The sequence below is a fragment of the Vibrio sp. 03-59-1 genome (assembly GCF_013114135.1).
Taxonomy (GTDB): Bacteria; Pseudomonadota; Gammaproteobacteria; order Enterobacterales; family Vibrionaceae; genus Vibrio; species Vibrio cortegadensis.
This window is the reverse complement of sequence record NZ_VTYA01000020.1, coordinates 1-23,001: the sequence shown is the minus strand read 5'-3', so window position 1 is coordinate 23,001 and position 23,001 is coordinate 1. Positions and strand designations below refer to the sequence as shown.

The window sequence follows — 23,001 nt, the reverse complement described above, 5'->3', positions numbered from 1 at the left end:
GTGTCGTGTTTTATGTTTTTTATATGAAAAGTTCAGCTAAAAAAGGAAATTAAAATGGAATCTAAATCTATTGCCACTCAACATCAGATCCCACGTTTGTTCATTAGCGATAAGGAAGTTCGTGAAGTGTTAGATATCAGCCAACCTACCCTTTGGCGCTGGACTCAACAACTTGGCTTCCCAAAAGCTGTCAAAGGTATGAAAGGCAAGCGCCCATACAAAGAGTTTTTGGCATGGGCGCAAGAGCGTGGGATGGTGTGAGTTACCAAGTAATAATACCTGTATCTTCATCGTAAATTGAGTCTTCAATTTCCTCACGAAGCTGAATCTCAACTCCCGAGCATTTTTTCGCTTGGGAGCGAAGTTCTTCCGGATTTATATTAACCCGAATAAATTTTACGTTATCTAATGTTGCTCCTTCAAAGTTGAACTTTGATTTTTTTATATCAATAAAAGTTACATTTTTTAGTCTCGCATTGGAGAAGTCAACAATGGATAAATTCATTCCATCAAATATGGTTTTTATAAAAATACAATCAGAGAAATTCACATTTAAAAATTGGCAATCCTTAAATGTTACCTTAAAAAAATCACTAAATCTAAATGAAGCATCTGGAAATCTTGTGGATGTAAAATTACAATCATCAAACTTACTACGTTCCATTTTAGCCACGCCAAATTTACATTTAAAAAAATCCGAATATTCAGCCCTACAATTGCAACCAGATGATTTTTCAAAAACTGTTCTAGTGAATTTAGACTTATAGAGAACCGTATTATTAAACTTTGTATAACTACAATCACATCTATCAAGTATGTGATTAGAAAAGCTTGCGCCCCTCATATTACTTTCGAATAAATTAACATTTAAAAAATGCCCCAACTCGAACCTAAAATCATTTAGATCAAATCGACTAAGATTTTGTTCCGATAATAATAACCCTCCTAAGGAATTAGCTATCAATGATGGAGTACTTCCGTAATCTCTAATCACGTTGATACATTCACCTAATGCTATAGCGTTAGGTAACTTTAGTTCTTCTATCTTTTTTGTATATGAGGCACATGAATTATAAATAAAAAACAATGACTCTAACGAATATTTATAAGCATTCAGCATTTTAGAGAATATACCGAAATCTGCTTTTTCAACTGGTAACCCATCAACCATTACTACGTTCAGTAGCGTAGATAAACTAACCTGCCATAACAATACTTCTTTAACTGAATAGTTCTTTAATTCTGTTTCGAAAAAAACACCAACATACTTATCAATACGCGTTGAACCAAACATTTCCAGCCACTTTATAAGTGCCATATCCAGATCAATACCCTGTTTTCTAGACTTCTTCCTAAATTCAAGTTGTGCCGAAAGATATTTTACTTCTTCTAAAATCCTCCTTGCTGCAAGATATTCCCCAAAGGATTTATGAGTAAATTCAAAGGTTCTATCACCAATGCTATTCGATCCAAATTGTCTAAAGTAAAACGCCGTTAACAACCTCACAACTCCTTTTTCTGCACCCTCAGAAAAACGTTGTAAGTGAGTAGCTAAACCATTATTTACACAGCCAGTATATATCTCATGCTCGGTAGCTGTTCTTCCATTTTTACCTTTCCAGACTGTGATTGCAATTTCTTCAAGAATTTCAATAAACTCTTCACGTGACAAGTGATTGGTATTTATATGACAACGATTTTCATAGTTTCTAGAATGTACCTGACTTAGAAGTTCTTCATATATTTTATTTAAGCTAACATTTTTGGATATATTAAGATTCCCTCTAACAAATGAGAATGACACTAAATAATTAAGTAATGGTTCTTTAGTTATTGGTTCTAAATTATTGTTATTAAGTTCAGATGGAAATGACTTATACTGTCTTCCAGTAGCTAATCCAAACTTCTTCCACCAAACATCCCTCTGATCGGTTAAGAGTAATTGATCAGGATCTATATAAATATAGCGCTCATGATTGTTTACAAAATACGGTAACACATGTAAAATTTGACCCTCATTTTTTAGTATTACCTCACTACTTTGTATAGATATATCCCGACCAGTTACAATTGCTTGCCAAGATCGGTTTTGGCTATTAACTCTATATAATATCCTAGCTAGCTCATCAACAAACCTTAAAGCAGTTTCACTAGCTGCTTTCCCTTGCATAGATAGCTCATCAAGACCGTCAAATATTAATACAAGCCTATCAAAGCCTGAATTAACATCAATTGCATCAAAGCCAATATTTGGATTTTGTAATGTATACTTTGCAATAGATGCCAATAAGTCATCTTGAAGATCGAAATGGTGAAGAGGAACATGTAATACATTCCAGTATCGATTTCTGGAAATATCAACTGTCAATATTTTTGTTAATGAAGACTTACCACAACCCGGCCCGCCACTAATGAGTTTAATTGGGTCTTTTAGATTACACTCATTTAACCACTCAATAAGGTGAGAGTTAATGTCAACAACTCTTTTTTTGTTACTATCGTTTTTTTCTAAATAGTATCCTCGTAACGGAACATAGACATCCTCTAAAGAAAAGACCTCATTAAAGACTCTGTCTTTGGACATCATCGTAAGCCCCTGTTGATACGATGCCCATTTTCGCTGTTTTAATGTCGCTGTTGTAAATGGTGTCACTAAAAAACTTGATAAATTACTATAAGCTTCACTATTTTCGGCCCACTCACGATGAAGAGAGAAAACGAAATGTGACTCTAACTTGTTGAGGAATGCCAATGTTTGATAATCATGAAACCCATTAAAATCTAACCAAATTTTTACTGGGTTTTTCATTTCCTTGAGAAATTGATTCTTTTCTGGATGAGAGAAAAAAGACGCATCAAATGTACACTCGATTTTCTTGATCTCATGTTCTAAGTCAAAACCATCAAGTTGATTTCCGCTATCAAGATCGGCAAATAATTCTTTATAGTCTAAGGAAGTTGCTACAAGAGATGTCCTGAGCGAAGTTGCAATAAGCTTCCACATTTCTTCTTCTGGGCTATTTGATTGATGAAAACTGCCAAGCATATCGATTATATGTTCATAAGCTCCTTTTACATCGCCCATCATCCCAGCACCAATAACTTTTGAAATAGTTATCAATGTAGATTTAAAATCGAATCCAATTTCTTTTAATAAAAATGGTAACGGTTTACTAATTATTATATCGCTCATTTATCTGCTGTTCTCGCAAGTCTATAAGACCAATTTTGATAAGCCTTTCTCTGCTCATCTAAATAGTCATAGTCTAAATAATGGCTTTGTACGCCTGTGTGAACTTTATGGCCGAGCATAGTTTCAGCTACATGGAATGGAACACCCATGGCTTCCCACATGTTTCGAGCGGTTCTGCGCATATCGTGATTGGTTGTTCTTGGAAACCCTGCCGCTTCTATCGCATCTGCCAGCTTGCGGCCAAACTCGACAGGTACGTTTTCAGACATCGGTCTGTCTTCTTCTTTGTTCACCGGTGGAAACATGATTTCGAAATCAGGCCAAATGGCAAACTGCTGTCGAATTATCTCTTCAGCTAACGGCGGAATCGCTCGCCTAATTGCTCCGCCCTGCTTCTTGCGAGTTTTATTGTTTTCTTCTGGTACCGTCCAAACAAGATTCTCTAAATCAAAATCTCGCTTCTTGGCCAAACGAAGTTCATTACTTCGATTGGCAAAAATCATCATTAAGCGAAGAAAGTTCTTATTGCTCTCATGTACCGCGATATCATCTACCGCTTTCCATAGAGCTTTTGCACCGGCTTCGTTCTGCTTGGCTTTCTTGGTATCGCTTTGAGCACCAACATCAGCCTTTTTAACTTCAGACAGAACGTTGTATTTCAGCAAGCCATGACGAACAGCGTATGAAAGCACCTGTTTAAAGCGAGCCATTACGTTAGCAGAATGCTTCGCGCTCACTCTTTGCTTCGCTTTTTTGAATACAGGCATGAAGTCAGCAAGTTCCAAGTGCTTTGCCTGGTGCTGACCAAGGTAAGGGCTGATATCTGTCTCAAACATTTTTTTGAGCGACTCCCACCCTTTGATGTTGTCTTGAGCGTGGTTCTCTACCCAATACGTGATGAGATCATCAATGGTGCTTGGTAAGGCTTTATCAGAAAGATTAATACCAGTGCGAGGGTCTACCCCTAAAATCGCCAATTCTGCTTTCTTGTCGCGCTCACGCAAGGCATCACGCATTTTCATAGCTGGGTATTCACCAAGCTTCATTTTGATGGGTTTACTTTGGTAGGTAACTCGGAATATCCAAGTGATTTTTCCTTTGGGGCTCACACGCACACCCAAACCATCGCGGTGGGTGATTTCTGGTTTACCTTTGTAAGGCTTTCCTTGTGTGGCTCTTAGCCAAGCATCTGTGATTGCCATTCATTTGTACCATAAATATTTGGTACAAATTTGGTACAAGCAAGCGATGAATGCAAGTGAAATCTGTTCAGTATGGGCGAGAGCACGATTATTGATTCAATGTTTTTGATTTAGGTTAAGCATTTGTATCTTAGGAATTAATTTAATGAAATGAATGGAAGTAGGAATTTCTGAAATGAGCTTGAGAAGTGAGAGGGAGATACACTAAGCGACACATGTTCAATTAATTTGAAAGTGAAATATAACGATCGCCTATCAGTAATACGAATACCGGGGAAACCGTTAAGGGGTGAGATTCTACCTATGTAAATCGCTGATTGCAAAACCGCAGCCTTGTATTTTTAATAACCTATATTTCATTGAACGTCATACGTTGATTTGTAGTGGTCAACGAAAATCACGGCAGAACAAATACCCTCGTACTTCATATTTATTAGCTAAACTTAAATGAAGAACGTCGCATGCAGGGGGCAAGTTGATAAGAACAAACATTCACTCTTTTATTGTTCTTACTTTTTTACTTCTAACATCATCAAGTTTTGCGTTAGAAGCGCACAACTATGGCCCTTTGAATGCCTATGCTCAGTCTCCATTACAATCCAATAGCCTTACCCCTCAACTACGGTCTGGCTACTCTCTAACAGAGAACAATGTCGAGCTTTACGCCAATTTCACAGCCGCGAGTATCTGGGCGCATACCGATGAATATTCGATTGATTATTATCAAAACCAGGTCAATGTAGGCGGAAAGTGGCAATTAGATGAACGCTGGCAAATAGATCTCGGATACAGACTCAATTATGCAGGAGATAACCATTTAGATGGATTAACGAAAAGCTTCCACCAGCTGTTTGGCATTGATCAAAACGGCCGTGATGAGGCAAGTAACCATCAATTCTCAATTTCAATCCCACAATATGATATAGACATTGAGGACTTCCAAAGCGATACACTTTCCAGTGCCACCACTTTATATCTCCAGTATCAGTGGCTAAATGAACAGAACCACGGGTTGTCATTAGGAGGGGCTATATATTACAACCACGTCAATAGCGGAACATTTAAAGGCAGTGACTTTGAGCAAGCCGTGCAAATTAACTACAGCTATCGAAATCGCTCTCACCAGTTATTTAGTACGGTTGGTCTTGCTTTTCACGACACTGTTCGAATATTCACTCAGCTAACACACAAAAAGGTGACATTGTCACTCACTTTAGGTTATCAATATCAGATTGCACCTAATCACGAGCTACATCTTGAATACCGTTGGTACGAAGGTGCCATTGATACGCCTAAAAGTTTTTCTGAAGCATCGAATGAGTTTGTGCTTGGTTACCGCTATACCATGCCTCAATCGGCTCTAGAGATTTCTCTAACCGAAAATTTATTTAATATGGATAACAGCACTGACATCGCTTTTACGATTGGGTACCGTTATCACTTATCTTTACACTAAGGATTCTTTGATGAGTTTGCCTTAAATTACGCTCCTTAGATTAATGTTCTCTTCACTAAACCCTGCCTACTGTCCACTCCCAAAATTTCCACTCCTAAAATTCATTGCTCAATCAAAGCTATTGAAATTTTGCACAGATGGCTTACTCTATTTGTATAGTCAATTAAAAGTAAGTATGACCATGTCCAACTCTCCGCTCTACGTTCAGATCCGCCAGTTCATCGCCGATAATATCGATTCAGGCTTATGGCCGGTTGGGCATAAGATCACTACAGAGTTGGATCTAACCACTCAGTTTAACGTTAGTCGGATGACGGTAAACAAAGCCATTCGAGATCTCGTTGCAGAAGGAAAACTAATACGAAAACCTCGATTAGGCACTTTTGTTTGTCAGCAAGATGAGAAAGCAGAGTCACCACTGCTTGATATTAGAAACATCGCAGAAGAAGTCTCAACCAGAGGGAAGCAGTATCACAATCAAGTCGTAAAACAGATTGCGATCAAAGCCGATGAACCCGTCGCGATCAAATTAGGTATCAGAATTGGATCTGATGTTTTTTATAGTGAAATCATTCATTTTGAGGACAATAGTCCAATTCAACTCGAAGTCCGCTGGGTGAATGCTATCTATGCACCGGATTATTTAAATCAAAACTTCTCCAAAGTGACACCCAATCAATACCTCTCCAACAACTGTCCATTGAGCGCCATTGAGCATAGCGTAGAAGCCATTGTTCCAGAGCCTAATATTAAAGCCTCATTAGCACTTTCCGATAATGAACCCTGCCTTCTACTTAATCGCCGCACATGGAGTGGTGATAAATTAGTGAGTTCAGCTTTACTCTACCACCCAGGAAGCAAATACAAACTTACCTCTAAGATTGAGTTGAACTAAAGCATATTACTCTACCTTCCGATCACATTTTAGTAACATTAGACTTGTCGAACGCTAATTTTTGCTCTATTTATTTGTATATACATTTAAATTTACGTCGAAGTTGAGTTCTCATATGAATTTAGTTCTTACCAACGCTTGTTTAGTCACAATGCAAACTGGTGAATATGGCTATCAAGTCACAGAGCCAAAAACCGTGGTAGTTAAACAGGGCAAGATCCATTCGATTAACTCAAGTGCCTACATTCAACCAATCGAGTCTAGTGATTCTCAACAAATCGATTGCCAAGGGAAGTTGGTGACTCCAGGGCTTATTGATGCTCATACTCACCTTGTCTATGCAGGTAATCGTGCCAACGAGTTTGAAATGCGCCTTAAAGGTATTCCCTACCAAGAAATTGCCAAACAAGGAGGTGGAATACTATCGACGGTTAAAGCCACAAGGAACGCAACTGAAGAGCAACTCATTGAACTTGCCCTACCCCGTTTAGATGGTCTTATCCGCTCAGGCGTGACTTCAGTAGAGATCAAATCTGGCTACGGGCTAAATTTACACGATGAACTGAAGATGCTTCGCGCGGCGAAAATGCTAGAAAATCACCGCAATATTAAAGTATCAACTACCTTATTGGCAGCTCACGCACTCCCTCCAGAATTTACCAACCGTCCAGACGATTACATTTCATACGTCTGTTCTGAGATCATTCCACTGGCCGCCCAAGAACAACTCGCAGACAGTGTCGATGTCTTTTGTGAAAGCATCGGTTTCAATTTGAATCAGACGCAAAAAGTCTTCCAAACGGCATTAGAACATGGCCTCAAAATAAAAGGTCATACCGAGCAACTCAGTAACCTTGGGGGCAGTGCGCTTGCCGCGGAATACGGCGCCCTCTCGGTTGATCACATTGAATACTTGGACAGTGATGGCGTTAAAGCACTGGCCCAGTCGAATACCGTCGCGACCTTGTTACCTGGCGCATTCTACTTCTTAAGAGAAACTCAGCCGCCTCCTATTAATCTACTCCGAAAGCACCATATACCAATGGCAATCGCTTCGGATCTCAACCCCGGCACATCACCGTTTGCAGATATAACACTCATGATGAACATGGCCTGCACTCTATTCGGACTTACGCCAGAAGAGGCATTAAGAGGCGTGACGAGCAATGCCGCGCAAGCCATTGGCAAACAGGATTCCCGAGGACAATTAAAAGAGGGCTTCGATGCTGATTTCGCGATTTGGAATATAGAGCATCCTGCCGATTTGAGCTATCAAGTGGGAACTCCCCGCTTAGCTCATCATATTGTGAATGGGAAAGTAAGCAGCGGCTTCACCAATCAGTTATGCAATCACGGAGAGATAAACCATGTCTAGTTCAAAACACACCTCTCACAACTTTAAATGGCATGGGCGAGATGACAAAGAAGATGGAGCGTTAGGGACTCGTGTTCATCACATTACTCAAACCGTAAGTTCTCAGGACTCCCAAGAAGTTACTGATCAGCTTAAATCACGCAAACACGTCGCAATTGTCGGGTTCGAATGTGATGCTGGAGTAAAACGCAACAAAGGTAGAATTGGAGCGCATCAAGCCCCAGATCTTATTCGTCAGGCATTAGCGAATATGGCATGGCACCAAGATTCAGCTATTCATGATTTTGGTAATATTTCATGTGATGGAGACCAACTCGAATCCAGTCAAACTCAATGTGCTGATGTCATTGCTCAAGCCCTTCAACACAGCCCAGTAATTACTTTAGGTGGTGGTCATGAAGTCGCGTGGGCTTCATTCCAAGGTTTGGCCAAGCATATAAACGCGCAGTCTAAAACCGCAAGCGTTCCACCTAGAATTGGCATTATCAACTTTGATGCCCATTTTGATTTACGCAGCTTTGAAAGCGACCAGCCAGAAGTAAAACCGAGCTCGGGTACACCATTCAATCAGATCCAACATTTTTGCTCTGAAAACAACTGGCCTTTTCACTACGCCTGTTTAGGGGTGAGTCGAGCGAGTAACACAGCCGCACTCTTCAAACGCGCCGATGATCTTAACGTGTGGTACGTCGAAGACACCGAGCTTTCGCACTTTAATCATGTGTATCAATTGACCCAGTTACAGCATTTTATTGATGCGTGTGATTTTATCTATCTCACCATCGACCTTGATGTGTTCCCAGCAGCAACCGCTCCGGGTGTGAGTGCCCCAGCCGCCCGTGGTGTCAGCTACGATACCATCGCCCCTTTTCTTGAACGCATTTTAGATTGTAAAAACAAACTGATTATTGCTGACATAGCAGAGTACAACCCGAACTTTGACATCGATGGACAAACGGCTCGATTGGCGGCTCGACTGTGTTGGGATATTGCCAACGCTATGTCCGATGAGTCGTATCAAAAGCCCACTATTTAGCGGCAAAATTACGATCACTAGATAACAATTGTAAAACAACACCTACATCAATGAGAGGTTCAAAAGAGACCTCCATAACGTGAAACTGACCTTTAAAGGAGCATTACCATGACGGAACAACACTCGTCTGATCCACGTCTCGATACTTCACGCACCATACGTGCACCACACGGCACAACGTTACGCGCCAAATCATGGTTAACAGAAGCCCCGCTTCGAATGTTGATGAATAATTTAGACCCAGACGTTGCCGAGCATCCACACGCGCTGGTTGTCTATGGCGGTATCGGTCGAGCGGCACGAAACTGGGAATGCTATGACAAAATTGTTGAAGTTCTTGAGCGTCTTGAAGATGACCAAACACTGTTAGTTCAATCTGGTAAGCCTGTTGGTGTCTACCCGACTCACAAGAATGCTCCGCGCGTATTAATCGCCAACTCCAATATTGTTCCACACTGGGCCAATTGGGAGCACTTCAATGAGCTAGATAAAAAAGGCTTGATGATGTACGGGCAAATGACAGCAGGAAGTTGGATCTACATTGGCTCGCAAGGCATTGTTCAAGGGACATACGAAACTTTTGTCGCCATTGCTAAGAAACACTTCCAAGGTGAAGCCAAAGGAAAATGGGTATTAACTGGTGGTCTTGGCGGTATGGGCGGAGCACAACCTCTTGCGGCGACTATGGCTGGCTTCTCTATGATCGCAGTCGAATGTGATGAATCACGAATTGATTACCGCCTACGTACGGGTTATGTCGACAAAAAAGCCACCAGCTTAGATGAAGCAATGGCGATGATAAAAGAGTCTGACGCTCCGATTTCAGTTGGGCTTCTTGGCAACGCTGCGGATGTTTTCCCTGAACTTGTTGAACGTAATATCACTCCTGACGTAGTAACCGACCAAACCTCGGCTCACGACCCTCTGAATGGCTATCTACCACAGGGTTGGTCAATGGAGAAAGCAGCACAAGAACGTTTGGAAGATGAAGCGAAGGTAGTAAAAGCAGCTAAACACTCCATGGCGATCCAAGTGCAAGCCATGCTCGATCTACAAGATCGCGGCGCAGCAACTGTCGATTACGGTAACAATATTCGTCAAATGGCGTTAGAAGAAGGGGTTGAAAACGCTTTCGATTTCCCTGGATTTGTTCCCGCTTATATCCGACCTCTATTCTGTGAAGGTATTGGGCCATTCCGTTGGGCAGCACTGTCTGGCGATCCAGAAGATATCTACAAGACGGATCAGAAAGTGAAAGAGCTTATTCCAGATAACCCGCAACTGCATAACTGGCTAGATATGGCACGTGAACGCATTCAGTTCCAAGGCCTCCCTGCTCGTATTTGTTGGGTTGGATTAAAAGATCGTGAACGTTTAGGTCAAGCATTCAATGAGATGGTCAAAAATGGCGAGCTTAAAGCGCCAGTCGTCATCGGTCGAGATCACTTAGACTCAGGATCGGTCGCGAGCCCGAACCGTGAAACTGAAGGCATGATGGACGGATCCGATGCTGTTTCAGATTGGCCGCTGCTTAATGCCCTACTCAATACAGCAGGCGGTGCGACTTGGGTTTCTCTGCATCACGGCGGTGGTGTTGGCATGGGGTTCTCACAACACTCTGGAATGGTAATTTGCTGTGACGGCAGTGATGACGCTTCTGAGCGTATCGCTCGTGTATTGCATAACGACCCGGCAACGGGTGTGATGCGCCACGCTGATGCGGGTTATAACATTGCCAAACAGTGCGCCAAAGATCAAAAACTCGACCTACCTATGTTAAACGCTGAACTTAGCCGTCTGTAATGGAAGATATGACCATGATAAATTTACACCTTAATCCAGGCCACTTGAGCTTATCTGAACTTCGCAGCGTCAGCCGTGCTCCTATTAATCTGTCACTTAATCCTGATGCCATTCCTGACATCGAGGCTAGCACCCGCGTTGTTGAGCAAGTGATTGCCGAAGACAGAACCGTTTATGGAATCAATACCGGTTTTGGCCTATTAGCGAACACTCGAATTGCGCCAGAAGATTTAGAAACCTTACAGCGCAGTATTGTCCTTTCGCATGCCGCTGGTATTGGCAAATTCATGTCGGATGAGACCGTTCGTTTGATGATGGTGCTCAAAATCAACAGCTTATCGCGTGGCTACTCTGGTATTCGCTTAAAAGTGATCAACGCACTGATTGAATTGGTTAATTCTCAAGTGTATCCATGCGTGCCGCAAAAAGGTTCTGTGGGTGCATCAGGCGATTTAGCTCCATTGGCTCACATGAGTACTGTGTTACTTGGGGAAGGCCAAGCTCGTCATAATGGTAAAATCATGTCTGGGCTTGAAGCGCTTAAAATTGCGGGGCTAGAACCTATCACCCTTGCGCCAAAAGAGGGGCTTGCGCTACTTAACGGAACTCAAGCTTCAACCGCTTTTGCTCTAGAAGGATTATTTGAAGCCGAAGATCTCTTCGCCTCAGCAACCGTTTGTGGTGCCATGTCAGTGGAAGCGGCATTGGGAAGCCGTCGTCCGTTTGATCCGCGTATTCATCGCGTTCGTGGACATCGTGGGCAGATGGATGCTGCCACCGCTTATCGCCACCTTCTAGATAGCAGCAGCGAGATTGGCGAATCACATACCGCGTGCGAAAAAGTGCAAGACCCGTATTCATTGCGCTGCCAACCACAAGTGATGGGAGCCTGCTTACAACAGATCCGAAATTCAGCCGATATTTTGCAAGTTGAAGCGAACTCAGTGTCAGACAACCCACTAGTGTTTGCTGAAGATGGCGACATTATTTCGGGCGGTAACTTCCATGCTGAACCTGTAGCAATGGCGGCGGATAACCTTGCACTTGCGATTGCCGAGATGGGCAGTTTATCAGAGCGACGCATGGCCCTACTGATTGATAGTGCCTTAAGTAAATTACCACCGTTTCTTGTAGACAATGGCGGCGTAAACTCAGGATTTATGATCGCTCAAGTGACGGCTGCCGCTCTGGCAAGTGAGAACAAGAGTTTGGCTCATCCTGCCTCTGTCGATAGCTTACCGACGTCTGCAAACCAAGAAGATCATGTTTCCATGGCTACTTATGCCGCGCGTCGCCTTCGCTACATGGCCGAAAATACACGTGGGATCCTAGCGGTTGAGTATCTATCCTCTGCACAGGGTCTTGATTTCCGAGCGCCAACGAAATCATCAGTTCGCATTGAAGAAGCCAAATCCATCTTACGTGAAAAAGTCGCCTTCTATGATAAAGACCGCTATTTTGCTCCAGACATTGAAAAAGCGAACGCATTATTAAAGTCAGCCGTTCACAACCACCTAATGCCTGATAGCGTTCTATGCAGTTACTAATTTAACTCTGTGTCATTTCCATCTCTGGCATCGCTAAATTAATTAGCTTGATAGATTATTAGCTTAGAAAGTGAACCTCATCTAGACCATCGATTATCGGTGGTCTTTTTTATTAACAAAAACCCGCGAACTGAGTCAATTTATTCATATCAGCAACTGGATAGACCATTAAATGAAGATAGTTGGATATAATCAGCACAGATTTTTCAACAAGCTGAGAATTATGTTTCTATCTCCTTATTTTTCAAACGCAGACAAACGATTCCAATTCACTCGTGAACAAGCAAGTCATTTTGCTAAAAAAGTAGCGGGCGACTTCAACCCTATTCATGATGAAGACAACAAACGTTTTTGTGTGCCAGGCGATCTTCTCTTTGCCGTTCTTCTTCAAAAAGAAGGCATTAGCCAAAAAATGCGTTTTGACTTCTCAGGAATGGTCAGTGATGGTGTTGCTCTGAGCGTTGAAAATAAGAGTGAAAAAGAGAGCTCGCTCGTCGATTCTAATGGCAAAGAGTATTTGCATATGAATCATCAAGGCGACGTTAGCCATGACGCAGCGTTCATTGAGCATGTTGTGACGAACTACGTACAATTCTCTGGTATGAACTTCCCTCACATCATGGTGCCTCTGATGGAAGAGCAACAGATGATGATCAACTGTCAGCGTCCTTTAGTGATTTATGAGAGCATGGAAGTGGAATTCAGTCGCCTAGATCTCACTCACCCAGAAGTCTCATTTGCTGGCGCAAGCTTTAATGTTGACGGTAAACGCGGTGTGGTGACGCTTAACTTTGAATTTAAAGAAGATGGCATCGTTGTAGGTAAAGGCGTTAAGCGCATGGTCGCAAGTGGACTTAAACCTTATGACCAAGCATCAGTGGATGATCTCGTCAATCGCTTCAACGAAAGAAAAGAGATGTTTCTTGCTCAGTTTGCTCAAGCAGCAGCATAACAACACTGATTCGAACCAATAGAAACACGCTAGAAGCAATTAACAAAAAAGGAACTATTAAGTTCCTTTTTTGATTCCGGCAAATTAAAAAGTTTGAGTCGCTTTAGAACCGTTTGTTTAGAACCATTCGTTTTAGAATAATACCGACTATATCCAGCGCCTAACACTCTGCTTATAATCTAAGTACTCTTCCCCAAATTTCTTCTCTAGCACCGCCTCTTCCGGCTCGATTTGAAACCGATTCATATACATGACAAAGACAATATTAAGCGCAACGCTGAGTAGGTTTTGGTAATAGATCGAAAGCCCAATCAGAAGCACCAGCAAACCTAAGTACATCGGGTTTCGGGTGTATCGGTAAATGCCACTGTCAACCACTGAAGATGCCTCTTCTGGTTTAACTGGGTTCACGGTTGTTTTAGCTTGGCGAAACGCCACAATACCTGAAATACCAACCACACCACTGATGGCGATTGAAACGAATAAAATAGCCAACGAGAATGGCACGGCGATGTGGGCCCCCGCTGCAAACGTATGAGCCAAATGCATAAGAAGAACGACAACAATAAAAACAGCAACGGGCGGGATCTTTAATTCAAGAGCTTTCATCATTCAACATTCCTTGTTAGTTATTATTCAGGCAATCCATATCGATTCCAGCACTCGACATTACACACTCGAGCCACAATCTATTTTTGTGTGTGCCAGTTTTGCATATACCCACTTCGCATGTGCCAGAGTAAACCCAACAAGGTTGTTAAGATCACTCTGGTGTCACTGATATTCTAATCCGCGCGATCCTAGTCAACCAATTGTAGTAATGCTTGCAGTGGATGCGCCAACTTAACTCCTTCAAAGCGTTTCACTTGGCTACGGCATGAGTATCCCGTCACTAAGCATCTCTCTTTCGGTAAGTCCGCTAAACTTGGCTTCCAACTGAGCCCATAAATATCTTTCGACATCTGCAGTTTATCCACTTCATGGCCAAACGTACCCGCCATGCCACAGCAACCAACAGGCACAGTATTCAGCACGCCACCAAAATGAGTGAAAATCGCGCCCCACTCTTTTTCAGCGTTCGGTAGCTTTGTTTTTTCAGTACAGTGTGAGAATAGATACCAAGGTGACAATTCCGACGAACGAGCCTGAGTCTCTAGCTCAAATTCATTCAAACGGGGTAATAGCCACTCATGAACGGTTAACACATCAAAATTACCTCGCTTATCGCCAAGGATCTCGACATATTCATCTCGATAACAGAGCACAAGAGCAGGATCAACGCCCACCAGCGGGATTTCTAAATCAGCGACTTGAGACAAAAATGCCGATGTCGACTGCGCACTTTGAGCAAACTTTTTCAAAAAGCCTTTAATGTGTAGCGCTTTTCCATTGGGTTTAAAAGGCAGTAGCACAGGCACTTTACCCAAACGTTCAACCAGCAAGATAAAATCTTCTACCACTTGTGCATCGTAGTAACTAGTAAATGGGTCTTGCACAATCAGTACATGATCGGCTCTATCTTGTTTCGAAAGACCAGCCAGTCTTTGCATGTCAAACTCTTGAAGGCTCGCCTTCCTTAAGCGCTTTTCTAAAGTGGGAACAGACAGCAGCGGAGCGTCTACATACCCAACGGTTTTGGCGGTTAAGCTTTGGATCCATTGCTGCGACAGAGCGGTATTAACCACTAAAGGCGCTTTTGCCATAAGCGGCAGCATGGTTTCAATATTCGCAACCAAGTAGTCTTTTACAGGACGCTGGTAACGAGAGTAATAGATATTCAGGAAACGAGAACGAAAACTTGGTACATCGACTTTGATCGGACATTGACTCGCACACGCTTTACACGCTAAACAACCATTCATCGCTTCATAAACTTCATGTGAGAAATCCTCTTCATGACGTTTATTGAAACTATGCCTCACTTTATCAACCATGGTTTTTATCGTTGGCGTCGACTCAAGAACTTGTTGTTCCAAATCCAAAATATCTACGCCCTGTTCTGTCAATTGCCTTAACCACTCCCTGACGAGTCCGGCACGCCCTTTTGGAGAGTGACGCCTGTCAGCCGTGACTTTCATTGATGGACACATTGGCGAGCTAGTATCGTAATTAAAACACAGTCCGTTACCGTTACACTCCATCGCTTGTTTAAAGCTATCACGGACTTGGACATTAATCTGGCGGTCATAAAAACCACGTTTTGTCCCCGTCACTTTAACTAACTCGGCCTCGCTATCAAGCGGAGTACAAATTTTCCCCGGGTTCATTTTATTGAGCGGATCAAACGCCGCTTTTACACGGCGCAACTCTGTGAACAATTCAGGTCCAAAAAACTCCGGTCCATATTCAGAACGGAAACCTTTACCATGCTCTCCCCACATCAAACCGCCATACTTCGACACCAACTTCACCACTTCATCCGAAATTTGGTGCATCAATAGCTCTTGTTGAGGATCGCACAAGTCCAATGCAGGACGCACATGAAGTACACCCGCATCAACATGCCCGAACATACCGTAGTTCAATGATTTCGCATCCAGTAGTTCACGAAATTCAGCGATAAAATCCGCTAAGTTTTCAGGTGGGACACAGGTATCTTCTGCAAATGCGACAGGTTTAGCACGACCTTTCGCCGCCCCCAGCAACCCAACCGCTTTTTTACGCATATTGTAAATGCGCCCGATCTCCGATAAATCGTTACAAATCTGGTAACCAATAATGCCCGCATCTTCAGTTTCTAGCATCACGTCAAGTTGGTCTGTCAGTGCTTTAATTTGGGACTCAACTTCAGCTTCATCTTGACCTGCGTATTCGACCATATTAACGCCCAGCATCTCTTTATCTGGAACATCGGTAAACAGATCACTCACGGTGTGCCATACAATATCTTGCTTAGCTAAGTTCAATACTTTTGAATCAATGGTTTCAACCGACAAGGCATTCGCTTCTACCATAAAGGGAGCATTACGCAGCGCCGAATCAAAACTGTTGTACTTCACATTCACTAACGTTCGAGCTTTAGGAATTGGCGTCAAATTCAATTTGGCTTCAGTGATGAAAGCTAAAGAGCCCTCCGCTCCACACAGCACCCGCGTTAAATCGAATTCATTGGTATCGTCATCAATTGCATTTTTGAGATCATAACCCGTAAGGAAACGGTTCAGAGGTGGGAATTTATCTAGAATCTGACTTCGCTTGTCTCGGCACACCTGCTCTGTGACCGCAAGAGCTTGATGAGCCAGTTCATCTTCACTCGGCAAACCACAAGATAAGTCAGATTCGAGACAAGACCCATCGGCAAAAACGGCTTGAAGTGAAAGAACATGGTCTGATGTTTTACCGTATTTCAGCGACCCCTGACCAGAGGCATCGGTATTAACCATTCCGCCAAGTGTCGCTCGGTTACTGGTTGATAGATCTGGAGAGAAGAAATAACCAAAAGGACGAACAGCATCATTAAGCTGATCTTTGACGATCCCAGACTGAACTCGAACCCAACCTTCTTTATCATTTATCTCAATAACTTGATTCATGTGGCGAGAAAGATCCACCACAACACCTTGCGTCAAAGATTGACCATTAGTACCCGTACCGCCGCCACGAGGCGAGAAGGTGACTCGGTCATATTTTGGATTTGAGCTAATCTTACCAATAAGAATGACATCTTGAGTGGTTCGAGGGTGAACAACGGCTTGAGGGAGTTGTTGGTAAACACTGTTGTCTGTCGCCACCGCGAGACGGCTAGAATATTGAGATTCAATATCGCCAGAGAAACCAGCGGTTTTAAGTTCGTCTAAAAAGCAGACGACAACGGGATCAACATCCGTATTTAAATGAAGTCTTGGTAACATTGCGCTTCCTGCCCCTACTACGCTGATCCAATCAGCTATGGGTTTTGGTTAAAATAATCTTATTCTTTGAATTTAGTCACTTTACACCATCTAAAAAGGTGATCAAATCAGAATCTCAAGACGAAAATGAAACAAGTACTTCCGTTTTTATTTTTACAAGTCACAATGACGACATATAGCATATAAATTGACGCATTTAACGAGCGAATAAATAATGAAAAAAAATAAAGTAGTGACAACCGAAGACATCCTTCTCAAACTTTGTCAGTCAGTGTCTGGTGTACTCACATCTGCAACCAATTCAAAAGTGTCTTACTCTGCAATGGTTCAGAAAATCAACAAAACGAGCCTTAAACCTGATTTCGGCTGTTTCGTTCTATTTGACGGTGGCTTTTCTGGGTTAGTCGTTATCAACTTCACATCAAAGGCAGCATTAGAGCTTTACGCGAACTACATGCGTAATATGGGCATGCCAGAAGATGAATTAGCGGTTTTGCACACGTCAGATGAGGTTGGAGACGTTCTTGGTGAACTGACTAACCAATTAGTTGGCGACTTTACCAATAAGATCCGTAAAGAATTACAAACCAACATTACTCAAAACCAACCAAAAATGTTGTCACTGAATAAACAGGTAAACCTTTCTGTTGATACTAATCTAGATCGCCCACAAGCGCGTCGTGTTACTTTCTCTACTGAGAAAAACAACATTTTCTACCTTGAGTTGGCGATGGATAAAACAGAATTCATTCAATTAGAAGAGTTTGAAATTGAGAAAGAGCAGTGCCCAGATTCAATTTTGGCTTCGACTCAAAAGAAAATGAAAGAAGAGCAGGATAAAACTGCAGCGGCATCAGGCGGCAACGATGCAGCAGCCGATCTTCTCGATGAGCTAGGTATTTAACCCTCACGCTCTACGACACTAATCAACGCCATCGACGAACTTCATTGGAAGCGAGCCTCGATGGCGTTTTTATTTCACATGTTTCCAAGATATCCAATCATTCTCTCCGCGAAGATTCTTTTTTCTCTCTACCGTTTTGAGTTAAATCTAAAAAACAGGTAAAATGTCTGACTCTTCAAAATAAGCGGATATTAACAAGCAGTAGATGGATAAGAAAAAAGCCCTAAAGAAAATTGCCAAATGCCTAGAGCTTGGAAATTCAGCCAACGTCAATGAAGCAGCTAATGCCATCAAAATGGCTCATGCCTTGATGGTTAAATATGGCTTGGATAAGGATGATATTGAATTTATCAAAATGGGCAAAACTCAGTCCAGTCACCTTCTACCTGCTAATGTCAGTTCGACTATTTTACGTGTGATCCGCGGTATCAATACTAGATTCGGTGTCGAAGCCGTATTACTTAATCATAAAGGTCTGAAACGCGTTGAATTTATTGGTGAAGCTGACCGCGCTATTTTTGCAGCCTTTGCTTTTGATATCGTTTATCGTGAATTGAATGAGCATACTGGTCAGTTCCGAAACAGTTTTTCTGGTTCAGGCACAAGTAACCTTGAAGTGACTCGTCGAGTGAATTCCTTTGTTTCTGGTTGGGTTGAAGGTGCACTAGAGAAACTTCCTATTATTACGCCTGATGAAGAGTCTGCGAATAAGATCAATAATTACATTGATAAAGAGTTTGAAAATATCGATCGCGAAACCTTCAAGCAGCAATTAAGAGAAGCGATGAAAAATTTAACCGCTGATTATGAAGTTGGATTAAAGAAAGGCCGTAAAGTCTCTGTCAATCGTCCGATTAATGGGGCACAAGAACTCAAGAGACTTAAGTAACGGCACTTGCGATAAAATGTCAAGATACCGCATACGATTCAGTTCATACTTTAGCTGAATCGTGCGTGATTACTTACCCTGACTATAAGAAGCCTTATTTAATGAAACGTTATTTGCTCATTTTTGCTTTTCTCTTCGTAAGCCTAACTTGCAATTTAGCGTATTCCAGCACTGATAATATCGCCCTTCTGACAGCCAAAGCGAATCAAAACGATCCTCAGGCTCAGTATAACCTCGCTCAATCTTACGCTTTAGGCGTCGACACCGAAAAAAACATCGACACAGCATTTCATTGGTATCAGCAAGCCGCAAAAAGTGGCCATAAAGCCGCGCAGTACAAATTAGCTCAAGCCTATGAACTCGGGGAAGGCACCACGATAAACCTTGAACATGCGCTTCGCTGGTACACACAACTTGCTCTTGAGGGGGATAGCAAAGCGCCTTTGAAATTAGCGAGCCTATTTGAACGTACTAACGTTGATATTAGTGAGCTAGATATGGCTGAAATCTGGTACCAAATTGCGGCAGACACCCTTTCCGATGCTAAGTTAAACACTCAAGCGGAGGATGGCTATTATCGAGTATTAGAAAGACAATTCAATACTCAAAGAGCCAAGCAACTCTCTTCTATTGACCAACTTGACGCTCAAATTGACCCCATCACTCTGGATATTCCTCAAGATGAACAGGACCTACCTGAAAATTCTGATAGTTGGTCATTTAAAACGTTCATGAACCAACTCAATATTTTTAGTGGTGACTCCAGCATTTTCATATATGCCCCTTGGCTAATTATCGCCATTCTCAGTCTAGTATTGATCATGGCAGTGAAACGCAATCGTCATGATCAAACCAATGAATTGATGGAGCAACAACTGAAGCTTCAGGAAGAACTAAAAGCTAAAACCTTTACGATAAAGCAGCTTAAGCGCCAACTAGAGACGGTATTTCGTGAATTCAAAAAGCATCAGAACTCTTCTAAAAATCAAAAACTGAATATTTCTTGCGCTATATTTGGCTTTACCCCATCAAACATACCCGATGAGAAAAAAATCAAATTACGCTTTAAACAACTATCAAGAATTTACCATCCAGATATGAAAGGCAGTGAAGAAGAGATGAAACGCTTAAATGGCGCTCTTAAAACAATTCTTCATAATGTTGCAAAAAAGTAACAAATAATCAGAATTATCATGTCCAGCTTTCTCTATCTCCTATAAATATTGGCTTAGCAATCGATCTCCCTCTCAAAAATACGTAACAAACGGTTAACTTCATTGTACTATGTATGTCATAATGCACGCCGAAAATGACACCTGAAAACAAAAAGGTGGGGAGAAGATAATGTTCAAAATTGAAGGCGTTTGTGATTGGTGTAAACAGCCAGCTCTACTCGCGAAACATGATTATATTGATGGGAAACACCATCACTCATGTAAAGACTGTAATGCAATGGCAACACTGGATGTACGCCAATTCAATATTGCAGAACAGCAGATGCTCGCACAGCTTCAAAAAGCATCTTAAAGCATAGATAACTGATCGTTGCTCAAAACAGAAAATGGATAGAAAGCGCCGCATACAAGGCGCTTTTTTGATCCCCCAGCATAAATTTTTAATCACTCTTAATCTAGGCAAACGCTTTATGCGCCAGTTCCTCTATCTATAATAACGACTGAAGAAACTACTGTATAAGTCATTACTTACACTGGATAAACTCCCTCCTATTTACGTTTTTAACTACATCTCGCGTTAACACCTCTCGATACACTCAAAGTGTGAAATAAAATAAATCCTTAAAAATCAACAAATAATAATTAATGTCGAAATTTAGCTTGTGATCGGAGTCTATAAATCCATCAATTAATACTTGATCTTCTCCCTCAAAATAACTACTGTATAGACGTACAGCATGTATAGAAGGACAGTGCCATGACTCCAGTATTTATGATTCAGAAAGCTTTAGCTCAAAAAACTTTGACTCAACAAGCAATGACTCAAAAAGCGATGACGCCATTAACGTTTAACTTTGACACTTTTGATCATCACGCTCATATTACCTCTATCAACTCTGTGCCAACTCAAGCGACACAGTTTTGGAAGCGTATCTCTGAGCTCTCGCATCAAAATCAATGGATACTTTTCACGGCTCAATGTCCGCGCCCTTCCATAAAGCAACTCACACGATTTAACACTTGCAGCAGCAAAGTGATTCATATGAAGGCTTCTAGCTACCAGTCTGAGTTTGAAATCGCAATCAAAGCGATTCAATCAGGTAATGCGAGTGCTGTTGTCGTTAGCAATAATATTGATGAATTTGGTCAACGCCAACTCAACATTTTGGCTAAGAAGCACCAATGCGAAGTGTTTTTTACTGAACATTCATCTCAGGTATTGCACTAATAATTTTGGTTTACCTCATGAACACTGCCCTGTTCGACTAAATTATTTCGCCTCCTTTATCGGAGGTTTTTTTTACTTCCACTAACACTTAGCAAACGTTTGCTTTTTGCTGGATGGAAATTGATTTTCTGGTATGATGCATCCAATAACGATGCCTACTAGAAACGATGCCAACTTGAAATGACGCCTACTAGGTATTTTCTCCGTGTGATGTTTAATAAAAGATAGGAATGTCTAATGAGCTTCGCTGACCAAGTTCTTGCCGTAAATGATGACCTCCCAATTCGTACCAATAAACCTGTTCATAGTGGAAAAGTACGCTCTGTTTATTGGTTGACTGAAGAAGACAGCCAACGATTAATCAAAGAAAAAGGATACAACGTCTCACCGGACGCTCCACTTGCGATTATGGTGATCAGTGATCGTATTTCTGCATTTGATTGTATATGGCATGGCGAGAATGATTTGAAAGGTGTTCCAGGGAAAGGTGCCGCTTTGAACGCTATTTCTAATCACTGGTTTAAGTTATTTAAAGATCATGGCTTAGCGGATAGCCACATTTTGGATATCCCTCATCCATTTGTCTGGATTGTCCAAAAAGCGCGCCCAGTTATGATTGAAGCTATTTGTCGCCAATATATAACCGGTTCGATGTGGCGCGCCTATGCCAACGGTGAACGAGAGTTTTGCGGTATTGAAATGGCAGATGGCCTTGAAAAAGATAAAGCCCTACCAAACTTGCTTATCACGCCATCAACTAAGGGGATTCTTAAAGGTATTCCTGGCGTTCCAGAAGCTGATGATGTGAATATTACACGTAAGAACCTTGAAGATAACTTTGCCGACTTTAATTTCAGTAAGATTGAAGACATCGCTCAGTATGAAAAATTATTGAAAGAGGGCTTCGGAGTAATAAGTAACGCTTTAGCTCAAGTGGGGCAAACATTTGTCGATACCAAGTTTGAGTTTGGTTATGTGAATGATGCACAAGGCATTGAAAAGCTGATTTATATGGATGAAGTCGGTACTCCTGACTCTTCTAGAATTTGGGACAGCAACGAGTATCAACACGGAAAAATTGTTGAGAACTCTAAAGAGGGTTTCCGTCAGTTTTTACTCAATCACTTCCCAGATCCTGACATCCTTCTTAATAAAAACAGGATGCCTGAAAGAGAAGCACTTGCTCGTGATAATGCGCTTCCACTTGATACATTAATGTCGGTATCTCGCACTTATATCGATATTGCGGAAAAGGTAACGGGGCAAAAAATAGAGTTAAGCGATAATCCGAAGCAAGAGATCATTGATATCTTAAGCAAAGAGTACAATCTTATTGATTAGTCCAATCTAAGCGATTCTGGTAAAAACAAAAAAAGAGCCATCATTTGGCTCGAGACTGTCTCAATTTCTGTGTAATTGCCTAAACTAAGCCTTAAAGGCTAAGGATAGGCAATATGAACAAGAAAGAGCTTGAAGCTTTCGCCAAGGAAGCAGC

Annotated in this window: 18 protein-coding genes; 14 read left to right on the top strand and 4 right to left on the bottom strand. The window is 41.8% G+C overall.

Translation table 11 applies throughout. The features are described 5' to 3' along the window. The first annotated feature begins 48 nt into the window (after positions 1-48). Positions 49-261 (top strand): hypothetical protein, encoded by a 213-nt coding sequence (locus tag F0249_RS17015; RefSeq protein WP_171757322.1) that lies wholly within the window; start codon positions 49-51, stop codon positions 259-261. A 1-nt stretch (position 262) separates the two neighbouring features. Here the strand turns inward: F0249_RS17015 and F0249_RS17010 are convergent, their stop codons facing one another. Then, positions 263-3,193, bottom strand: coding sequence for a pentapeptide repeat-containing protein (locus F0249_RS17010; RefSeq protein WP_171757278.1), 2,931 nt, complete (start codon positions 3,191-3,193; stop codon positions 263-265). Next, positions 3,190-4,395, bottom strand: coding sequence for a site-specific integrase (locus F0249_RS17005; RefSeq protein WP_171757277.1), 1,206 nt, complete (start codon positions 4,393-4,395; stop codon positions 3,190-3,192). Before F0249_RS17005 ends, F0249_RS17010 begins: the two co-directional genes overlap by 4 nt. A gap of 475 nt (positions 4,396-4,870) precedes the next feature. On the opposite strand from F0249_RS17005, the gene F0249_RS17000 reads away from it, so the two are divergent. The 7 genes from F0249_RS17000 to F0249_RS16970 all read left to right on the top strand — a co-directional run bounded on the left by F0249_RS17000 (position 4,871) and on the right by F0249_RS16970 (position 13,459). Continuing rightward, positions 4,871-5,851 (top strand): DUF3187 family protein, encoded by a 981-nt coding sequence (locus tag F0249_RS17000; protein ID WP_171757276.1) that lies wholly within the window; start codon positions 4,871-4,873, stop codon positions 5,849-5,851. 181 nt (positions 5,852-6,032) lie between these two features. Further along, on the top strand, positions 6,033-6,746 hold the full coding sequence (gene hutC / locus F0249_RS16995; protein ID WP_171757275.1) for a histidine utilization repressor: 714 nt from the start codon (positions 6,033-6,035) through the stop codon (positions 6,744-6,746). 115 nt (positions 6,747-6,861) lie between these two features. Further along, positions 6,862-8,121, top strand: coding sequence for an imidazolonepropionase (hutI, locus tag F0249_RS16990; protein ID WP_171757274.1), 1,260 nt, complete (start codon positions 6,862-6,864; stop codon positions 8,119-8,121). After that, entirely contained in the window at positions 8,114-9,157 is a 1,044-nt protein-coding gene (gene hutG, locus F0249_RS16985) for a formimidoylglutamase (RefSeq protein WP_171757273.1), read from the top strand. Before hutI ends, hutG begins: the two co-directional genes overlap by 8 nt. A 108-nt stretch (positions 9,158-9,265) precedes the next feature. After that, on the top strand, positions 9,266-10,960 hold the full coding sequence (gene hutU / locus F0249_RS16980) for a urocanate hydratase (protein ID WP_171757272.1): 1,695 nt from the start codon (positions 9,266-9,268) through the stop codon (positions 10,958-10,960). A gap of 14 nt (positions 10,961-10,974) precedes the next feature. Continuing rightward, positions 10,975-12,507, top strand: a complete 1,533-nt coding sequence (gene hutH / locus F0249_RS16975) for a histidine ammonia-lyase (RefSeq protein ID WP_171757271.1) — start codon at positions 10,975-10,977, stop codon at positions 12,505-12,507. Between the two features lie 223 nt (positions 12,508-12,730). After that, the gene (locus F0249_RS16970) at positions 12,731-13,459 is read left to right on the top strand and encodes a DUF3581 domain-containing protein (RefSeq protein WP_171757270.1); all 729 of its coding nucleotides are present in this window, start codon (positions 12,731-12,733) and stop codon (positions 13,457-13,459) included. 147 nt (positions 13,460-13,606) lie between these two features. Here F0249_RS16970 and F0249_RS16965 read toward each other — a convergent pair whose 3' ends face one another. Together F0249_RS16965 and F0249_RS16960 are read right to left on the bottom strand one after the other, a co-directional pair. Beyond that, positions 13,607-14,068, bottom strand: a complete 462-nt coding sequence (locus F0249_RS16965) for an isoprenylcysteine carboxylmethyltransferase family protein (RefSeq protein ID WP_171757321.1) — start codon at positions 14,066-14,068, stop codon at positions 13,607-13,609. A 191-nt stretch (positions 14,069-14,259) separates the two neighbouring features. After that, complete coding sequence (locus F0249_RS16960; protein ID WP_171757269.1) at positions 14,260-17,310, bottom strand: FAD-binding and (Fe-S)-binding domain-containing protein; 3,051 nt, start codon at positions 17,308-17,310, stop codon at positions 14,260-14,262. Positions 17,311-17,524: 214 nt separating this feature from the next. Between F0249_RS16960 and F0249_RS16955 the strand changes: the two genes are divergently transcribed. The 6 genes from F0249_RS16955 to F0249_RS16930 all read left to right on the top strand — a co-directional run bounded on the left by F0249_RS16955 (position 17,525) and on the right by F0249_RS16930 (position 22,847). Further along, entirely contained in the window at positions 17,525-18,214 is a 690-nt protein-coding gene (locus F0249_RS16955) for a DUF3334 family protein (RefSeq protein WP_017052537.1), read from the top strand. 205 nt (positions 18,215-18,419) lie between these two features. Beyond that, entirely contained in the window at positions 18,420-19,103 is a 684-nt protein-coding gene (locus tag F0249_RS16950; protein WP_017052536.1) for a DUF2786 domain-containing protein, read from the top strand. Positions 19,104-19,204: 101 nt separating this feature from the next. Next, positions 19,205-20,278 (top strand): J domain-containing protein, encoded by a 1,074-nt coding sequence (locus F0249_RS16945; RefSeq protein ID WP_171757268.1) that lies wholly within the window; start codon positions 19,205-19,207, stop codon positions 20,276-20,278. A 169-nt stretch (positions 20,279-20,447) separates the two neighbouring features. Next, entirely contained in the window at positions 20,448-20,630 is a 183-nt protein-coding gene (locus F0249_RS16940; protein ID WP_017052534.1) for a hypothetical protein, read from the top strand. Between the two features lie 405 nt (positions 20,631-21,035). Continuing rightward, positions 21,036-21,506, top strand: coding sequence for a hypothetical protein (locus F0249_RS16935; RefSeq protein WP_136993666.1), 471 nt, complete (start codon positions 21,036-21,038; stop codon positions 21,504-21,506). Between the two features lie 237 nt (positions 21,507-21,743). After that, a complete protein-coding gene (locus F0249_RS16930; protein WP_017052532.1) occupies positions 21,744-22,847 on the top strand; it encodes a phosphoribosylaminoimidazolesuccinocarboxamide synthase in 1,104 nt (367 codons plus the stop codon). Positions 22,848-23,001: the final 154 nt, after the last annotated feature.